Below are 17,368 nucleotides of genomic sequence, written 5' to 3'. Positions count from 1 at the left end.
AACTATAATCATTTCTGATTATGCTCTTCTCCTTGAATGATGCAAAAGAAACAAAAAAGCAGCAGACCTTTCTCGGATCGAAATCCTTGATGTGGCTTGCTGCTTTTATTCTGTTCGGGATGTTACATCCCGTCATCAGTACGACGTTCGATGGCTTCGGACATCGTTTTGTCGGTAAGGTGAGCATAGATCTCGGTCGTTTCCGTAGAAGCGTGTCCAAGCTGCTCCTTCGTTTTGTAAATATCATTTTGCAAATAATAGTCGGTTGCGAATGAATGGCGTAATTTGTGCACGGTCAAGTAGGGTTTGCCAAAACGTTTGGCGTATTTCATAATCATGGCCTGAATCGCTCTTTTGGTCATTCGACTGCCTTCGGAATCTCCGTTACGCAAAGCAATGAACAGACCTTTCTCCCGCTTGGGCGTGCGGTAACGTGATTGCCGCAGGTTCATATAAATTGCGAGTTCGTCCTTGGCCTGTTCCCTGAAATAAACGGGTGTTTTGTACGTCTCATCATTGTTACCTTTGCGATAGACATACAGGAGTTTGTTGTTCAGATCAAGGTCATCGACGTTCAGGTTCACAACTTCCGACACTCGTAAGCCGGAATTCAGAATCAGGCTGGCAATACAGGCGTCCCGTTCTTTGTTGATTTCATGGGAGTACAGGGCCTGCTTGTTCTTCTCCATATCCACAGCGTAACCTTCAAGGATATAGCCAATAAATTCCAGCAGTTCCTCTTCCTCCAGGATTTTACCTTTGAGTTTGGCAGCGGTGTCCTTGGGTTTATGGGTACGCTTGATCTCGATTTTGGCCATAATGTTCCGCTTCAGCAAAGGATAAAAGTCTTCATCTTCCGCAATTTGGCTCAGGTAATGAAAAAGGGAGCGAAGGGAAGAGAGTTTGCGAGATACGGTAATTCTGGAATTGGTTCCTTCCCGTTTGGTTGTAAGAAATAACCGATAGGCGGTAACCGAATCCATGCGAAGGACTTCCAGTTCAGTCAAGGTAACTTCTTTATTAGAGCTTGCCTCGGATAGCCCCTCTGCTCGCAACCATCCGAAGAAAGCTTCGTAATCTCTCAGATATTCGAGCAGGGTAGAGGGGGACAGGTCAGGCAGTTTGTAGTCCATGAATTGCTGAACGAACCAAGGCATGGAAGGTAGTTTGTCATCCAGCTTGCGTCGATCAATCTCTTTTTGCACGTTGGTCAAGTTCGACACCTCCATGTGAAAAACATATAAGATTAATATTCAATTTAATAGTATTCTATGCTCTAGTGTACCATAATTTACATGCTCACAGCTTGTTCACCAAAGCAGGCAGTAAGTAGGGTATGCTTCCTTGCCCTTCGGCGCGTAAACCTTTAAAGTAATTAGTATACGTAGAGCAGAGGAGGTGAACCGGATGAATATGAAAATAGAACTGGTTCCCCGGGAACGCAGTCAGGTGATTCGGCATTTAATGCAATTTTATTTATATGATTTTACTAAATACCTGAATATTGATGTGGACAGTAACGGCATTTATCCGGAATATCCCGGTCTGGAGGCATTCTGGGCAGAAAAGGACCGCAAGTTTCCTTTTTTGATTACAAGTGATGGGGCACCTGCAGGGTTTGCTCTGGTGGAGAAATTGGAGCCTGGTAGTAAGGATAATGACTACTATTTGACTGAGTTTTTTGTGATGCAAAAATATCGGCGTAGTGGGGTGGGCACTCGGGCAGCCTACGAGCTGTTCAAACGTTTTCCAGGAAGATGGAAAGTGACCCAGGTTCGTAACAATGTCATTGCCCAGGCGTTCTGGAGAAAAATTATAGGGGATTATACCGGAGGCCGCTTTCGAGAAAAGTTCCATCCGGAACTGGGCAATCCAAGCCAGTATTTTGTAACCTGATTCCCATCGGGGTTTACCTACATATAAAGCATTCTGCTTGAATGCTGAAATAAAGAATCTGATGAAGGAGTGAATAACATGAACGTACCCACATTCCATCTCGATGGACAGACAGCACTGGTGACAGGGGCGGGGAGAGGGATCGGAAAAGCAATTGCGATTGGACTTGCCCAGTCAGGCAGTGACGTTGTACTTGTATCCCGGACGATGAAAGAAATTGAGGAGACAGCAGCCTACATCTATGAACAGACAGGGCGTAAAGCGCTAGCTCTGACTGCGGATGTGACATCAAAAGAACAAATGGAAGAGACGTTTCAAGAGGCAATCTCGGAGATGGGTAGTCTGGACATTCTGGTGAATAACGCAGGTATGAACATACGGACACCGGCACTTGAAGTAACAGACGAGCAGTGGGAGACCATTATGCAGACAAACTTAAAATCGGCTTTCTTCGCTTCACAATTGGCGGGTCAGCATATGAAAGAACGTGGGACTGGGAAGATCATTAACATCTCTTCGGTATGTGGGCATACGGCTTTGCGGACAGGGGTTGTATATGGTGCGACCAAAGCTGCATTAATTCATATGACCAAAGTTCTCGCACTGGAATGGGGCAAGTATGGAATCCGTGTCAATTCAGTAGGGCCATGGTATTTCCGAACACCTTTGACTGAAAAGCTGCTGGATGATCCCCATTATTTGCAGGAAATTGTAAGTCGTACACCGCTACAGCGAGTGGGAGAACTGGAAGAAGTGGTAGGGCCGGTTGTATTCCTGGCATCAGATGCAGCGGGATACATAACGGGTCAGACGATATTGGTTGACGGTGGAATGTCCATTTATGGCTTCTAAGTAAATTAAGTTGGTTGTAGTTTGGAAAAGTGGGTGGCATAACCAACTCATGGGTAATAACATAAGGGAAGTTGAAGTTAATCTGTATTTCTATTTATCTGTACCCAATTCACTGAACTTGGAGGAAGATAACCATGGAAACGCGCAAGTACGGTAATACTGGCATGAACGTAAGTACACTTGGATTTGGCGGAGCGGAAATAGGCAAAAATGTATCCAAAACGGATGTAGCAACATTGCTGAATAGTGCCCTGGATGCTGGATTAAACGTGATAGACACGGCTGAATGTTACGGTGACAGCGAAGAATTAATCGGCGAGGTGTTGTCACATCGGCGTGATGACTACTATTTGTTCACCAAATGTGGACATGCTGCCGGGATCGAAGGTCCGGATTGGGATGCCAAAGTACTGGAGCAAACGATTGACCGTAGTCTGAAAAGGCTGAAAACGGACTATGTGGATGTTATCCATTTGCATAGCTGCTCCGAAGAAGTACTCCGACAAGGAGCAGTGATCGAAGTACTACAGCGTGCCAAGGAAGAAGGGAAAACCAGATTTATCGGATATAGTGGTGATACAACAGATGCGCTATATGCGATTCAGACCGGAGTATTTGACAGCCTGGAGACTTCATTAAATATCGCAGATCAGGAAGCAATTGATCTTACGTTGCCTGAGGCAAGAAAAAGAAACATGGGTGTCATCGCCAAAAGACCAATTGCCAATGCGGCTTGGACGTATGAAACACTTTCGGAAGATGCTTATCCATTTATATACTGGAAGCGCTTAAGTGAACTGAGCTATGGTTTTCTGGGTGAAGATGCCCAAGCAGCGGTGGAAACAGCACTGCGTTTTACGCTAAGTACCGAAGGTGTAGACACAGCTATTGTAGGAACAGCCAAGCCCAATCGCTGGCAGCAAAATGCTGATCTTGTGGCTAAAGGGCCACTTCCGCAGGAACTGTATGATGAGATTAGAGCACGATGGAAAGAAATCGCCGGAGCAGATTGGACTGGCCGGACTTAAATCGGAAATATTAGCGAAGCCGCCATATGGCGGCTTTTTTTATGACCAACATAAAATGTTTTCAACATATGAAAAATTCACAACAACTTTCGGATCAGGGGCTACGAAAAATTTTAGGGGATAATGTCTATACGTCAGCTTAGTTCAAAACGGGTGACAAAGGATGAAAGAGGAAAAATCCCAGGAAATAGCCTTTATTTAAAACAATTAAATTTATAAAAAAAGATAAAGCTATTGAGAAAATACGAAAAATAGGCAATCTACGTTCAATTTAAAAGAAATAACGACTAAGTTATAATATTTCAACATATGAAAAATTCACAATAGAAAGATCATTTTCTCACCTTAGTTACCATCTCTCATATAGCTACAGTGACCCACCACCAAGTTTAAAAGGAGAACCATTTTAAGCGATTGAAGTCAACCACTTTTTTGCGAATTTTAATCAAATTGAAAATATATCTTTATGAATAATCTCTAAAAGCATACACCTTAAATTCATTATCAGAATAATATTAACATATTAATTATTATGTAAACTAATAATAATTCTTTTGGTAATACAGACATAAAACCTCCATGACCTGTAAATCGTAAGGGGATAAGGCAGAAGGAGGAGCTTCATGAAAAGTCAGCAACACCGTAAAAACGACGACGAAAAACTAAGTTGGTTCAGCCTATCCTTGTTTGGCGCGGGTTGCACACTGGGAACGGGATTTTTTCTGGGAACCAGTCTCGCGATTCATTGGGCCGGCATATCCGTACTTATATTGTTGGTACTGGCGGCGGCAGGTACTTACTTTGTATTTGGTGCGCTGGCACAGATGACGGCAGATGATCCAAAGGAAGGCGCTTTTCGAACGTATGCGGGCGAAGCATTCGGACCTTGGGCTGGTTTTGGTAGTGGATGGATGTACTGGTTCTCTGAAATGCTCATCATGGGCAGCTCATTAACGGCACTTGGGCTGTTCTCACAATTCTGGTTTCCCAAGTTTCCGCTATGGGCATTTGTTGCGATCTATGCCGCTATGGGTCTGTTCATTGCTGCACTGGGAGCAAAGGGATTAACCAAAACGGAGAATATTCTTGCTGTAATCAAACTTGCTGCAACGGTTGCATTTATAGCTATAGCAGGAGCGGCTTGTCTGGGTTGGTTACCTGTAAAAGTCACACCAGAGCAATTGAAGAATGAATGGTTCCCGCATGGGGGTAAAGGGGTATGGACCGGTTTCATCTATGCATTCTTTGCTTTTGCCGGGATCGAGGTTATGGGCCTGATGGCAGCTAACCTGAAAGAGCCAAAAGATGCAGTGAAATCAGGTCGAGTGATGCTATTATCGGTGAGTACACTCTATGTGATTGCAATTGCGTTGATCCTGTTGCTTGTACCTTCAGTTCAGTTAACTCCAGATGAAAGTCCGCTTGTCAAAGCCATGGCAACCATTGGATTCACTGTTGTGGTCCACATTCTCAACGGAATTCTGATTATAGCCGGATTCTCGACAATGGTGGCTTCGTTATATGCCATTACGTCCATGTTGGTGAAACTCGCAGAAGATGGAGATGCACCAAAACTGTTCACGAAGACCTGGGGAAAAAAGGACATGCCACTTCAGGCATTGTGTTGCACAGCGGCTGGATTAGTCCTGTCTACGTTGATGGCATTATGGATGCCCAAGAGTTTGTTTGAATATGTGACGACAGCAGGTAGTCTGGTATTAATGTATACATGGCTGCTCATCTGCATCACGTACATTAAAAAAATGAAGCCCGTGAAGTGGAATCGCATCAAAGTATGGATTGCCATAGTATTAATTGTAGCTGCTGTGGCTGGGACAGCGATGGAAAAAGCCAGCAGAACGGGTCTGCTGGCAAGTGTGGGACTTCTGGTGTTCCTTGGCATCATCACGTATGTTGTTCATAAGGTACGTGGCTCGAAACCACCGCAGTCAGCACCATCCAAACCATAAGCAACTCCCAGCAACTTTCGTGGAGGTCGCACAACGGATTAATGAGTGCTTTAAGATTATTTCGTCAACTTGCCTAGGGCTTGCTTCATCCGCATGAATGGACATTTGGAAGGTGTCTGCTCATCATCAGGCAGGAAATACTGTTTCCATTCCAGATTATCCTGCTGACCATACCACATCAGCGAAGGGTGAGCAGGTACAGCATCATACGCAGCGAGACGTTTGCGAATTAAGGTTTTCATTTTACGGCCAAGAGGGGTGTTGTCATTAATGGATTCGAATACCCACCGTGGTTGAAAAGCAAACATGAGATAAGGAAAATGCCGGCTGGCTCGGAGTTCATGTGCAGGAGTTGCACAGAAACAAAAGTAAGGCTCTCCGCCAAAGCAAAACTCCCATGATGAATCATGAGGATCGGTTGAAATATGTTCCGGCCACGGCTCGGTATCGTGTGAACTTACCCGATTAAGCATTTGCCAGAATAACGTCTGATATTGCTCTACCGTTGTATGATCTTTCAGATCACTTGGTGTCTCACAGATCACGACCATCGAAGCGTAATGACCGGTGTCTCTGGAGACAGGACCATATTGTCTAAGCAGATCGGCCATATCTTCGGCAGCATGTTCAGATCGGGGGTCACACGTAAATCCGTACCTCAAATGTCCTGACAGAAATCCCATTCGTCCAGGTACACATGGATACGTATTATCTTCGTCGGCGATCATTTTACCAAATTGCGAATAAGCGTCCTGCTGCCAAGATGGAAGACGCTCAAACAAGGTGTTTATTTCGTCGGCACTATACAGCTCCGCCATTGATTCCCAACTCCATTCCACATGATACCGTTACAGTATTAATGTGGGGGAAGTTGGGTGACTGTCCAGCCTGATTTTGTTGTCAGAAAAATATGGAACGTACAGCTTCGTACCCAAAATACAAACCAAATCCGATCAGGCAGATTCCCGAAATGATAGAGATCCAGCGCAATACATTCTCACTGCTATGTTTGTGGAATCGACTGGCCATGCCAGCCATAATGACATCCCACACCAGAATACCAATGAATATGCCTGAACTGTAGAGCAGCAAATGAGCGGTATCCGTATGTTTCACAGTTGTCGCGAGAATAGAGCCATAGATCCCAAGCCAAAATAAAATATTCAGTGGATTGGACAGGGCCATCAAAAATCCGGATATAAATGATTTTCGAACAGTTGCTTCCGCAGTAGATGTACCCTGAATGCCTTGCTTTAGCTTCGAGAGCGTTTCCACTCCCGTGTAAATCAGAATAAAACTGCCAAATGACCAGAGAAAAGAGCGCATGAACGGCGTGTCCAGAAAATGGGCAACTCCAAAATAAATCAGCAGCATATACACCAAATCTGCAAACATAGCTCCGAGTCCTAGAATCCAGGCATGCATGAATCCGTGGCGGGCTCCACGGTCGAGTTGGGCGGCGTTAATCGGACCGATTGGAGCGGACAATGATATTCCCAAGATAATATAACTGAACAGTACAGACATAAACACGTTCACTCCTTAACGGGTTCGATGAATTGTACCAGTTGTCACAGAAAATGGGTACAAGTCATCGTATTCCCGCAAGGAGTGAATTAGAACAAACTACTTTTATCTCATACTGTGTCAAGGCCTTTTCATTCTGTTAAAGTTCCACATCCAATTGAATAGGGGTGCAGTTATATCCGTTGCATGAGCTTTCTTCACAAGGACAGGCGGAGAGCCCAATTGTGAGATCCATTAATGCCTCCATCTCGACATAATCACCTGCACGAGAGTCGGGAGCTACAACATCAATCTTGCCTTCACTGTCTACAACGGACTTCATAAACAGGTTAAACGGATAGTGTTGGTCTGGTGGTAGAATCCCAAAGGGTTCCAGTGCCGTGTTCAGATTGTGATAACAACTGGCATGATCCTTTTTGTCGTATAACACCTCATACATCTCTGGGCGACAAGCGGAGTTGAAGAAATCATGTACCCCAACGGTGTCACGGACAATCTTGAGTAAAGGTTGATACTGATTGGAATACACAAACTGTCCCGGTTTAATTCGATAAGTACGCAATACGTCCATTGTCACGCCGGGGTCCAAGCGATGGTTAGCATCTGTAGCATCATATGCCACAAAATCAATGACTTGCTGTCCCTCCAGATCCGTTATGCGTAGTAAAGAACCCTTGTTTACTTTCAAGGCATATCCCGTTTTGGCTGGGATACGATAAGACTGTTTATGGCGCTGATTTGTATTCATCTGTTACATTCCTCCGCTACTGTTTGCTTTCAGTATGCGGAACAGATGATGCTTTCATGCACTTTTATGGCGATGCACTCTGTACTCAGGCAGGAACATCCAATGGTAAATTTAACACACCACATAATACGTCTTTATGCTGGAAATAGTGGATTACCTCTCATCCCGATCCAGAGGTCTGATTGTTCAAGCTGTCCAGCCAGGTGTAATAACCAATCTTCGCGTCCCTTGGTTGCCATCACTTGAACGCCCATTGGCAACCCTTCAGGTGTCATATGCAGAGGTACACTTATCGCAGGCTGACCTGTCAGATTTGCAAGCTGGGTGAACGGTGTATACGTAAGACTTGGCTCAAACATTTCATAAATGAGTTGCTGCTGCTGGGTCTTGTCCAATTCACTAATTCGCATCAGATTACGGATCTGTTCGTCATGAGGTGTTAATTCACCAATCTTAGGCGCAGGAAAAGCATTAACAGGTGTGACGTAGAAGTCATAACGCTCGAACAAAGTGGACATCTGGGCTGCAGCTACATCCCATTCAGCTAAGCTATGTACAAATTCCGCAGCGGACACCTTTTTGCCTGCTTCAGCCAGAACCCAAGATTCAATCTCCATATCATCGGAGGTCAGAGCCCGGCCCATGGAGCGTTCCATAGAAGAGATCATCGCAGCCATCTCACCACTGTTCATCATGTAATAGTTCTCCATCAACCGAACTCCATTGACTGGACTCAGTTTTTCCTCAACATGATGACCTTGATCTTCCAACCAGCGAACGAGCTTGTATACAGACTCTTTGGCTTCTGCGCTGACAGGTGTTCCCACGGGTGAATCCGTTGTGTATGCAATTTTCAGTTTGCGTTGATGTGGATAGCTCATATCAGCCAAGTAACTGCCTGGAAAGAGTGGAGCATGGAACGCAGCTTCGGGCTGAATGACTTGTAACGTATCAAGCAATGCAGCACTGTCCCGAACCGAGCGAGAGAGGGCAAAATCAATCGATGCGCCTTGCCATTGACGACCAACTCCCGGTCCTACAGGTGTGCGCCCGCGGGTTGGCTTTAACCCAAACAATCCGCTAAAGGAAGCCGGGATACGAATCGAACCTCCTCCGTCACTGGCTCCGGCAAGAGGAACAATACCCGAAGCTACAGCAGCAGCGGCACCACCACTTGAACCACCCGGGGAGTGATTGATATTCCATGGATTGCGAGTGGGACCATGAAGACGGGGCTCGGTAATATTTTTCAAACCAAATTCAGGCGTATTGGTATGTCCTATGAAGATAAAGCCTGCATCACGGAGTCGAGTGACAAAATTGGAATTGCGTAATGACCGATGCTCGCTGAACAAACGTGAGCCTGAAGTCAGAAATTCACCTTCCAAGGATTGCGAGATATCTTTCAGGAGCAGGGGAACACCGGCAAAAGGTTGTTCTCCAGGTCGAACCAAACCGGCTTCCTCCCGTGCACGAGATTCATATGTACGAATAACCGCATTAAGTTGCGGATTCACTTCTTCAAGGCGTGCAAACGCCGCTTCAAGCATTTCAACCGGGGATACTTCCCGGGATCGGATCAGTTCAGCCAAACCTACGGCGTCGTAGGAGGTATATGAGAATGAAGACATTATGATCGTTCCTCTCTGAATATAATTCATCTGTTTATTCCATATGTCATCGTACCACCGGATTAGACAAAAGACAAAAGATAGAAGAGAAGTAGTGCGATGATATGCATACTCGTTATGAGGTTGGAGGAAAAAGAGGGGGATTTGCATATGCGATATAGAAATAAAGCACAGGGTTAATAGCTCATTTTGCTAATTGAGAAAATGATCGAGTAATAATCGAGTAATGGCAATAAAATAAAACCACTGCTCATCTAATTTGATGTGCAATGGTTTTATTTTACATTTATATTAACTATTTGTTTATATGTGAACCTCAGATATATCCACTTACTCTGTACGCAGCTTCGGTGCAGCATCGGCCCCAGTTGATGATCTTTCCTGCTGTCTGGAAATGGCGAAGAGGGCCACCCAGATCAGGATAAAACCAAGAAGCTGCTCCCATGTAATCAGTGTACGGAAAGCAATCCAGTTCACCAACACACCAGCCATCGGGAAGCTAAGTTCTGCGAGTGTTGCAACAGAGGCTTTGGTTGACGACAGACCTTTGTAATACAACAGAAGACTGAGCAAACCTGGTAACAATGCCTGACCGAGAATGTTGAGGATGACAGCAGTCTGTTCACCCGTTCCGGACGGGAACGTCCATGCCGCACCTTCGTTCCACGTCATAAAGATCAGGAGCGGGAGAGCAACGACAAAGCGCAGGGAGGTGACGGTTTCGTAACGCGCCTGACCCAGCATCAATCGTCCCATAACGGTTGAACCTCCCCATAGGGCAGCAGCCCCAAGGGATAACAAGCTTCCAGCATGAATCCAGTTGTCCCAGTTACCTAATGGCAATGTGAATCCAAATGTAAGCAGGTACGTTCCTGCTAATGCAATGAAGAACAATCCACCGAAGCGGCGAGGCAACGTTTCTTTTAATAACAGTTTAGCCAGCACGATAGCGAAGAGTGGTTGCATTTTTTGCAATAACAGCACCGTATTCGGATCGTTATGTGTAAGCGCCATGGTGAACAATACCGTTGCGAGTGCTGATCCTCCCCATGAGATAAAAATCACGGCAATCCAGTGGCGAGCGCGCAGGTTTTTCAGATCAGCCCGAAATTTCCACAGTACGGGAATGGCAATAAGACTGACGATGATATGTTCCACCAGTACAATCTGCGTGGATGTCATCGTATTTAGCAAAATAATGCGGAAGAGGGGGTCGACACCCCATAAGGCGGCGCCGAGAACTACAAGCCAGAATCCGGTATTACTTCGTTCCTTGCGGTAAACAGGTGATGCTGCTGATGTCTTTTCCATATTCAGGACTCCTTCGTCAGAACACGGAATCTTCAGTTGGCAAAATCGACAAAAGCCCCCGTTTTGGTATATACCAAATAAACGGGGGCTCATCCAAGGACATGCGTCAGGAAAGAGGCCTTCCCGTGAACGGCATGTCAATGTGTTGATCTTCTCTCATCCGGACTGTACCGTCGGCCTTGGATTCACACCAAGTCAGTCGCTAGATGTCCTTCGTTAAGAACAAATAGCGAGTCGCGGGCTGGTTCCGAAGAACATCACCGCCGGTTGGGAATTGCACCCTACCCCGAAGATCCTATTCAATTATATAGTGTGTTGAACAAGCTGTAACATTAATAAGTTCATCTTATTCCTGTAAGCGCTAGCAGTTCAAGCATTTTTTTTAGAAAACGATTTTCCAGCTTCCTTGCTGTCTGCGAAGGAGCACGATCTGACCTGCGTGATACGCATCATGGAGTACCCAGCGAGCTAGTTCGTGTGCCCATTTCTCTTCGGAATCCATATATGCGGCTTCAAGATCTGACTCTTGTAGTGCAGCCAATTGATCTCGCAACTGCTGGGCTAATCGAGTTGTACCCTGCATCAGTGTATTCCAACTAGCTGCGTCCGTTGCATCTCCAGGATTCCCAAATGTGTATTCATTGGAGTCTACAGCAGGAAGGGTAGGCTCCTTACCTTGCATGCGACATAATAAGCGATGGTTGTAATAATACATATGGTTAACCAACTGCCAGATGCTTAATCCTCCTGAGGGTGGAATCCAGGCTGCTTGTTCTGCTGTAAGACCCTCCAAGGATTTCGACAAAGGTACAATCCAATTACATTGATCCCAAGTATCATCCTTTTGAATAAGTAACACATCTAGTGCTGTTGTTTTTGTCATTGCCTTTTCCTCCTTGCGTATAATTGTGATAGGTGATGTAACTAGCTAAAACTGATTAATAAGGTTACACTCAATATAACACATCAAAGACGAGTTGTAACCTTCTTTGTTTACTTAGATGGTTACATAAACGGAGGTATATATGGACAGATTATGGACCGATTTTGTAAACAGCGATTATCACGATTGGCGTGGGGGAGATCGATCGGAGGACAGACTTGGGAAGGCGAACTGGCAGCAAGATTTTCTGGAACGATGGCAACTTAACGCTTCTGTCCCTGCATCTCCAGAAGAGGAGTTGTCGATGAGAAATTTCAGGAATGAATTGATAGCTCTTGGAGCCCGCTTATCTTCTGGAGCATCATTAACGGATATAGAAAAACAATGGTTGAACGGCGTTATGGAAGCAGGGCATGTGAGAAGAACATTGACTACAATTGATCAGGAACTGAAACTCCAACTGGTAGCTGTAGAAGCACATTGGAGTCAGGTTATGGCTGAGGTAGCTGCTGACTTTGCTTTGACTTTGGTAGAGGGAGAAGGCGGCAGGATCCGGATCTGTGATAATTCGGATTGTCGCTGGATGTTCTATGATGATACCCGAAGCAGAACACAGAAGTACTGTGATGATAAGATGTGTGGCAATCTGATGAAGGTCAGAAGATTTCGGGCGAAACGTAAATCCCAAAATTGATAAATACTAACAATAACTATATAATGTATATATACTAGCGAAAAAATAGTCAGAAGCAGTACGGATTCGTAAGCAGGATGTGATCGTCTTTCAAACCAAAATAGATGGGAGATGTTTCTTGTGCGGACAAGTTATCTGTTGAAAAATGGCTGTGTGTTGTCGATGGATGCTAAAATTGGACAGTATAAGAGGGCGGACGTTTTGATTCAGGATTCACTGATCATGGCTATTCAGCCCGACCTGGATATTCCGGATGCGGAGATCATTGATGCTTCATCGATGATTATTATGCCTGGGCTGGTGGACACACATCGGCATATGTGGGAATCACTTGTCAAAACAGCGGGAACCAACTGGTCGTTACCAGTTTATTTGCAAAATCTCTATTATGGTGCGATGGGAAGCAAGCTCCGCCCACAAGATAGTTATATTGCCAACCTGCTCGGTTCCTTGGAAGCGCTTAACGCAGGAGTGACGACAGTAATGGATTGGAGCATGCCATATTCCCCTGACCATACGGATGAACTGATTCGTGGACTTCAGGATGCTGGCATTCGGGCGGTATTTGCTCACGGAGTACCTGGTGAGACGGACTACTGGAATCGGGATAGTCAACTCACGTATTCGAATAATGATGTGAGAAGAGTCAAAGAACGTTATTTTTCATCACGGGATCAATTGCTTACTTATGGGCTTGCCATTCGTGGTCCGGAGTTCAGTCATTGGGATACAACCGTGAAAGAGATCGAGCTAGCACAAGAACTGGATGCGATCTGTTCCATGCATGCCGGATTTGGCAGTTGGGGATCTGTGGATCGCTCGATCAGTCACTTGTACGAAGCGGGACTCTTAAGTCCACGGGTGAATATCGTTCATGGTAACACTATGGGCATGGATGAATACAAAATGCTGGCAGATAGCGGAGCTTCCTTGTCGGTCACACCTGAGGTTGAAATGATGATGGGGCATGGATATCCAGCCACCGGCTATTTTCTTGAACATGGGGGAACCCCTACACTTGGTGTAGATGTGGTGACGTCCACAGGCGGAGATATGTTCTCGCAGATGAAGTTTGCACTTCAAGCTGAACGATCCAGAGCCAATGAACAACTTTTGCAGCAGGGTGAGATGCCTGGTGAGTTGAACTTGCAGTCCAGCCAAGTGCTGAGATTTGCAACTTCAGCTGGTGCCCAAGCATTGGGATTAGAACAGAAGGTCGGTACGTTGACCCCAGGGAAAGAAGCGGATCTGATCATGATTCGTACCACCGATTTGAATATGTTCCCCGTTCATGATCCAATCGGCGCTGTTGTGCAATTTGCCAATCCATCCAACGTGGATACGGTCTTTGTGGCAGGTAGACTCGTGAAGCGAGAGGGTAAGCTGTTGAATGTTGATCTGGATGCGATTCGTCATGCGGCGATGCAGAGCAAAGATTATTTGTTAACCCAATACAGGATGTCAGATGCAGAGAGAATTGCTTTCTCATAATTTACTTTTTCATAAAAACCTGAAATGAAGTCAGTTCGTATTTTTATATACACTTCTACCTATAGTAAAAAATAAAGGGCCGCATAATGATATGTGGCTCTTTGACATGCCTTCATATCGTGGAATTAGACAGGATAAGGTAGGAAGATACAGCGGAAAAAGACGAAAAGAGCTCTCTTTTTCTTAACTTCAGATAACAAGGTACCAGAGATGTTTTTCGCAGAAAATTATGCTCATAAAAACTGCGCATAATATAAATTATACGCAGTTTTGTTTTAAATCCATTTTCATATTCATCCACGTGCAACAGATCATGATAAATTTCGTGGAAAAAGAACAAAATAAGTGATCTACAAAAATAAATTTAACCAAGCAACGCGATAACGTGTAGAATTCGATAGGTTTTTATAGGTGATCGATAAGATAGAACAAATGACTTTTTCATAGAACAGATGGGAAGCCATCCAATCGCTGCTACATCCATAGCACATTCAAGATTCATGACGAGAGGAACATAATTATGCATGAGAACAAACAACGATCTTCATTATTTCGTAAAAAACCAATTGCCTCCGTGGGCGATAACAGCAGTGCATTGAAAAGGGCGCTGGGTCCGTTGGACTTAACCACACTTGGGGTGGGTGCCATTATTGGTACCGGGATTTTTGTGTTGACTGGTGTAGCTGCCGCAACGTATGCGGGCCCGGGACTTGTACTGTCATTTTTACTGGCAGGTATCATATGTGCATTCGCGGCATTATGTTACTCGGAATTTGCCTCAAGCATACCGGCCTCGGGCAGTGCGTACACCTATAGCTATACGGCTTTTGGCGAAGTGATTGCCTGGATTCTGGGATGGGATCTGATATTGGAGTATGGTTTTGCGAGTGCGGCGGTAGCCAGTGGATGGTCTGGATACTTTCAAACGTTGTTGTCCGGATTCGGGCTGGAGTTACCCCATGCGCTTACGAGTGCGTTCAGCCCGGAAAAGGGAACCTATTTTGACATCACAGCTGCGGTCATTACGTTAATTATCACTTTTCTGCTTACCCGAGGGGTGAAGGAAGCGGCTCGTGCGAACGGCATTATGGTAGCGATTAAAATTATCGTGGTGTTGATCTTCATTGGTGTAGGTGTTTTCTATGTAGAGCCAACCAACTGGCAGCCATTTTTGCCTTTTGGTATCTCGGGTGTAACTGCAGGGGCAGCGACGGTATTTTTTGCCTATATCGGATTTGATGCGGTCTCTACAGCGGCAGAAGAAGTTAAGCAGCCACAACGGGATTTGCCGATTGGAATTATTGCGTCACTGGCAATCTGTACGGTTCTCTACATTGTTGTATCGTTGATCCTCACAGGGATTGTGCCTTATAACATGTTGAATGTAAGTGATCCGGTTGCGTTTGCATTTGAATATGTTCAATTGAAGGGATTGTCCTGGATTGTATCTCTTGGAGCGATTGCCGGCATTACGACCGTATTGCTGGTTATGATGTATGGTCAGACACGTCTGCTCTATTCCATGTCTCGTGACGGACTGCTGTCACCGGTCTTCTCCAAGGTCAGTGGCAAAAGTCAGACACCAGCGGTAGGGACATGGGTTGCGGGCATTATCGTGGCTCTGTTCTCCGGGTTCATCTCGCTGGGACATTTGGCGGAGCTTACGAACATCGGAACGTTGTTTGCTTTTGCAGTTGTAAGTCTGGGCATTATCGTGTTGCGTAAAAATAACCCGGATCTCAAACGCGGATTCCGCGTTCCACTTGTGCCACTGATTCCGATTCTGAGTGCATTGGGTTGTGTATACTTGATGACACGCCTTGCGGCGCTGACATGGATTACGTTTTTTGCTTGGTTGATCATCGGATTGATCATCTACTTTGCGTATGGACGTCATTACAGTCATCTGAATCCGGCACGCCGGATCTCGAGTGCTTTCAGAGCGAAGGATAAATAGATTAGTCGAGAACATCTTTAACCGAGAATATCTTCATTTTTCCTCATTTCGTATCGCTTAGGCGAAGCGGGATGGGGATTTTTTTATATAGAAAGATAAAGGATGATAACAGCAGGGGAAGGTTGGAATTTTCTTCATATATGGGTAAGTAATAAGGGACGTGACGAACTTAATCACGGGGGCGGGGTTGCGGCTAAGCCAAATATGAAATATATTTGGGGATGTGACATGCCATCAGACATAAGAGAGGGGATGTATCATGAACACACCATTACATACGAATTCAGATCATCAAAATGCAGCTTTTGGATTTGCATTAGCTGACTCATCCGTACTTGCAGAGGCACAATTAGTTGTTTCACAATCAGGAGGTGCAGGTGACCTACAGTTAGATATTGATCCGCAGCGTCTTCTGAAGGATGGACGTAAGGTATCTGTCATTGCACAACAGTTGGATTCACCGGTCAATCGTCAGGATGCCAATATCATCTATGGTCAGGAGCTGGCATACGTGCAGTATGCTGTTAACCTGAAACCGGATAGTTCAATCTCCATTGCATCTATTGAAGGCGTTGAACAGTCTGTTAATCTTGGTTGGGAAGCATTTCAAGAGGGGGAATACGAACTTCGAATCTCCCTGCATATGAAAACACCTCGTATTGCTGAAGGTACACTCGAACCTGAACAACTTGCAATGGTTAAGTATGCGCAAGTTATCACCGTATATATATCGCTTTTCCCGGCAGAAGCAGCGTCGTTGAGTTCACCATCTCAAGCTGTGTGGAGCAGAAACCATCATGTGTTTGACTCCTACGGGAGAGGAGGATTTATTCTCGCTGACCTGCCTCGACTCGCTGAACGCGTAGAGGCACTGATGGGACCGGGTAACCATAATCTGATCGAGCAATTTGCCGAAGGCAATCTGTCAGATACGTTGCTGGAAGAGGGGCTGATGGCAATTGCCTGGGGCGTGACTCCGTGGTGTTATTCACTCTATTCTGCACCAGATGAGCAGTCTGCTCGAATACTCGCCGTGGACAAGCTGGGCGATGAACCTGAACGGCAAGGGATCTACCGTATTGATCCGTCCATTCAGCAATTAAGTATCGTACCTGCGAATGAGCTAGCTTACTGGCCTGCCTGCGTTCAGAACGATTGGCCTGTTATTGATGTGGCGGGTGAAGGCGAGACGTTGCACATGGATTTATATACTCAGATCTGCGAATCCGTGAATGGCCTGCACGAGAATCCATTGCCATCGTTTGTACTTACCCGTAGTCAAGGCAAACCCGAAGCGATCATTCCGCTGATTGACATTGTCATTGTGGATGAAGCCTAGGGGCTCTGTTCAGCTTAAGAAGGTTGTTCTGTCATCGCAGT

The 17,368-nt window shown here is 45.4% G+C and carries 15 protein-coding genes and 1 riboswitch; of the genes, 8 read left to right on the top strand and 7 right to left on the bottom strand.

Annotation, left to right across the window (positions count from 1 at the left end; translation table 11 throughout):
• Positions 1-122: 122 nt before the first annotated feature.
• Entirely contained in the window at positions 123-1,229 is a 1,107-nt protein-coding gene (gene xerS, locus MKY95_RS18190) for a tyrosine recombinase XerS (RefSeq protein ID WP_339193698.1), read from the bottom strand.
• 178 nt (positions 1,230-1,407) lie between these two features.
• On the opposite strand from xerS, the gene MKY95_RS18185 reads away from it, so the two are divergent.
• The 4 genes from MKY95_RS18185 to MKY95_RS18170 all read left to right on the top strand — a co-directional run bounded on the left by MKY95_RS18185 (position 1,408) and on the right by MKY95_RS18170 (position 5,746).
• Positions 1,408-1,896, top strand: a complete 489-nt coding sequence (locus MKY95_RS18185) for a GNAT family N-acetyltransferase (protein ID WP_339193697.1) — start codon at positions 1,408-1,410, stop codon at positions 1,894-1,896.
• A 78-nt stretch (positions 1,897-1,974) separates the two neighbouring features.
• Positions 1,975-2,748, top strand: a complete 774-nt coding sequence (locus tag MKY95_RS18180) for a glucose 1-dehydrogenase (RefSeq protein ID WP_339193695.1) — start codon at positions 1,975-1,977, stop codon at positions 2,746-2,748.
• Between the two features lie 134 nt (positions 2,749-2,882).
• Entirely contained in the window at positions 2,883-3,776 is an 894-nt protein-coding gene (locus MKY95_RS18175; RefSeq protein ID WP_339193693.1) for an aldo/keto reductase, read from the top strand.
• 623 nt (positions 3,777-4,399) lie between these two features.
• A complete protein-coding gene (locus tag MKY95_RS18170) occupies positions 4,400-5,746 on the top strand; it encodes an amino acid permease (RefSeq protein ID WP_339193691.1) in 1,347 nt (448 codons plus the stop codon).
• Positions 5,747-5,802: 56 nt separating this feature from the next.
• Here the strand turns inward: MKY95_RS18170 and MKY95_RS18165 are convergent, their stop codons facing one another.
• The 6 genes from MKY95_RS18165 to MKY95_RS18140 form a co-directional block, all read right to left on the bottom strand.
• On the bottom strand, positions 5,803-6,564 hold the full coding sequence (locus tag MKY95_RS18165) for a YqcI/YcgG family protein (protein ID WP_036613709.1): 762 nt from the start codon (positions 6,562-6,564) through the stop codon (positions 5,803-5,805).
• A gap of 82 nt (positions 6,565-6,646) precedes the next feature.
• Positions 6,647-7,273, bottom strand: a complete 627-nt coding sequence (locus tag MKY95_RS18160; RefSeq protein WP_017688112.1) for a LysE family translocator — start codon at positions 7,271-7,273, stop codon at positions 6,647-6,649.
• A 139-nt stretch (positions 7,274-7,412) separates the two neighbouring features.
• Positions 7,413-8,021 carry an urea carboxylase-associated family protein gene (locus MKY95_RS18155; RefSeq protein WP_036613711.1) on the bottom strand — a complete coding sequence of 203 codons (609 nt, stop codon included), beginning with the start codon at positions 8,019-8,021 and terminating at the stop codon, positions 7,413-7,415.
• Positions 8,022-8,155: 134 nt separating this feature from the next.
• Entirely contained in the window at positions 8,156-9,652 is a 1,497-nt protein-coding gene (locus tag MKY95_RS18150) for an amidase (protein ID WP_036613714.1), read from the bottom strand.
• Between the two features lie 330 nt (positions 9,653-9,982).
• On the bottom strand, positions 9,983-10,963 hold the full coding sequence (locus MKY95_RS18145) for a DMT family transporter (RefSeq protein ID WP_036613716.1): 981 nt from the start codon (positions 10,961-10,963) through the stop codon (positions 9,983-9,985).
• Positions 10,964-11,107: 144 nt separating this feature from the next.
• Positions 11,108-11,261: riboswitch (FMN riboswitch) on the bottom strand.
• An 84-nt stretch (positions 11,262-11,345) separates the two neighbouring features.
• Positions 11,346-11,846 (bottom strand): DinB family protein, encoded by a 501-nt coding sequence (locus MKY95_RS18140; protein ID WP_036613718.1) that lies wholly within the window; start codon positions 11,844-11,846, stop codon positions 11,346-11,348.
• 142 nt (positions 11,847-11,988) lie between these two features.
• Here MKY95_RS18140 and MKY95_RS18135 point away from each other — a divergent pair, with 142 nt between their 5' ends.
• The 4 genes from MKY95_RS18135 to MKY95_RS18120 all read left to right on the top strand — a co-directional run bounded on the left by MKY95_RS18135 (position 11,989) and on the right by MKY95_RS18120 (position 17,327).
• The gene (locus tag MKY95_RS18135) at positions 11,989-12,540 is read left to right on the top strand and encodes a CGNR zinc finger domain-containing protein (RefSeq protein ID WP_036613719.1); all 552 of its coding nucleotides are present in this window, start codon (positions 11,989-11,991) and stop codon (positions 12,538-12,540) included.
• Between the two features lie 111 nt (positions 12,541-12,651).
• Positions 12,652-14,031, top strand: a complete 1,380-nt coding sequence (locus tag MKY95_RS18130; RefSeq protein ID WP_036613721.1) for an amidohydrolase family protein — start codon at positions 12,652-12,654, stop codon at positions 14,029-14,031.
• A 520-nt stretch (positions 14,032-14,551) separates the two neighbouring features.
• Entirely contained in the window at positions 14,552-15,988 is a 1,437-nt protein-coding gene (locus MKY95_RS18125) for an amino acid permease (RefSeq protein WP_076317647.1), read from the top strand.
• Between the two features lie 259 nt (positions 15,989-16,247).
• Positions 16,248-17,327, top strand: a complete 1,080-nt coding sequence (locus MKY95_RS18120; protein WP_076317648.1) for a hypothetical protein — start codon at positions 16,248-16,250, stop codon at positions 17,325-17,327.
• Positions 17,328-17,368: the final 41 nt, after the last annotated feature.

It is taken from the genome of Paenibacillus sp. FSL P4-0176, from assembly GCF_037975265.1.
In the GTDB taxonomy this organism is placed as follows: domain Bacteria; phylum Bacillota; class Bacilli; order Paenibacillales; family Paenibacillaceae; genus Paenibacillus; species Paenibacillus amylolyticus.
Note: the sequence above shows the minus strand (reverse complement) of the source record. Positions and strands in the feature narration are given on the sequence as shown.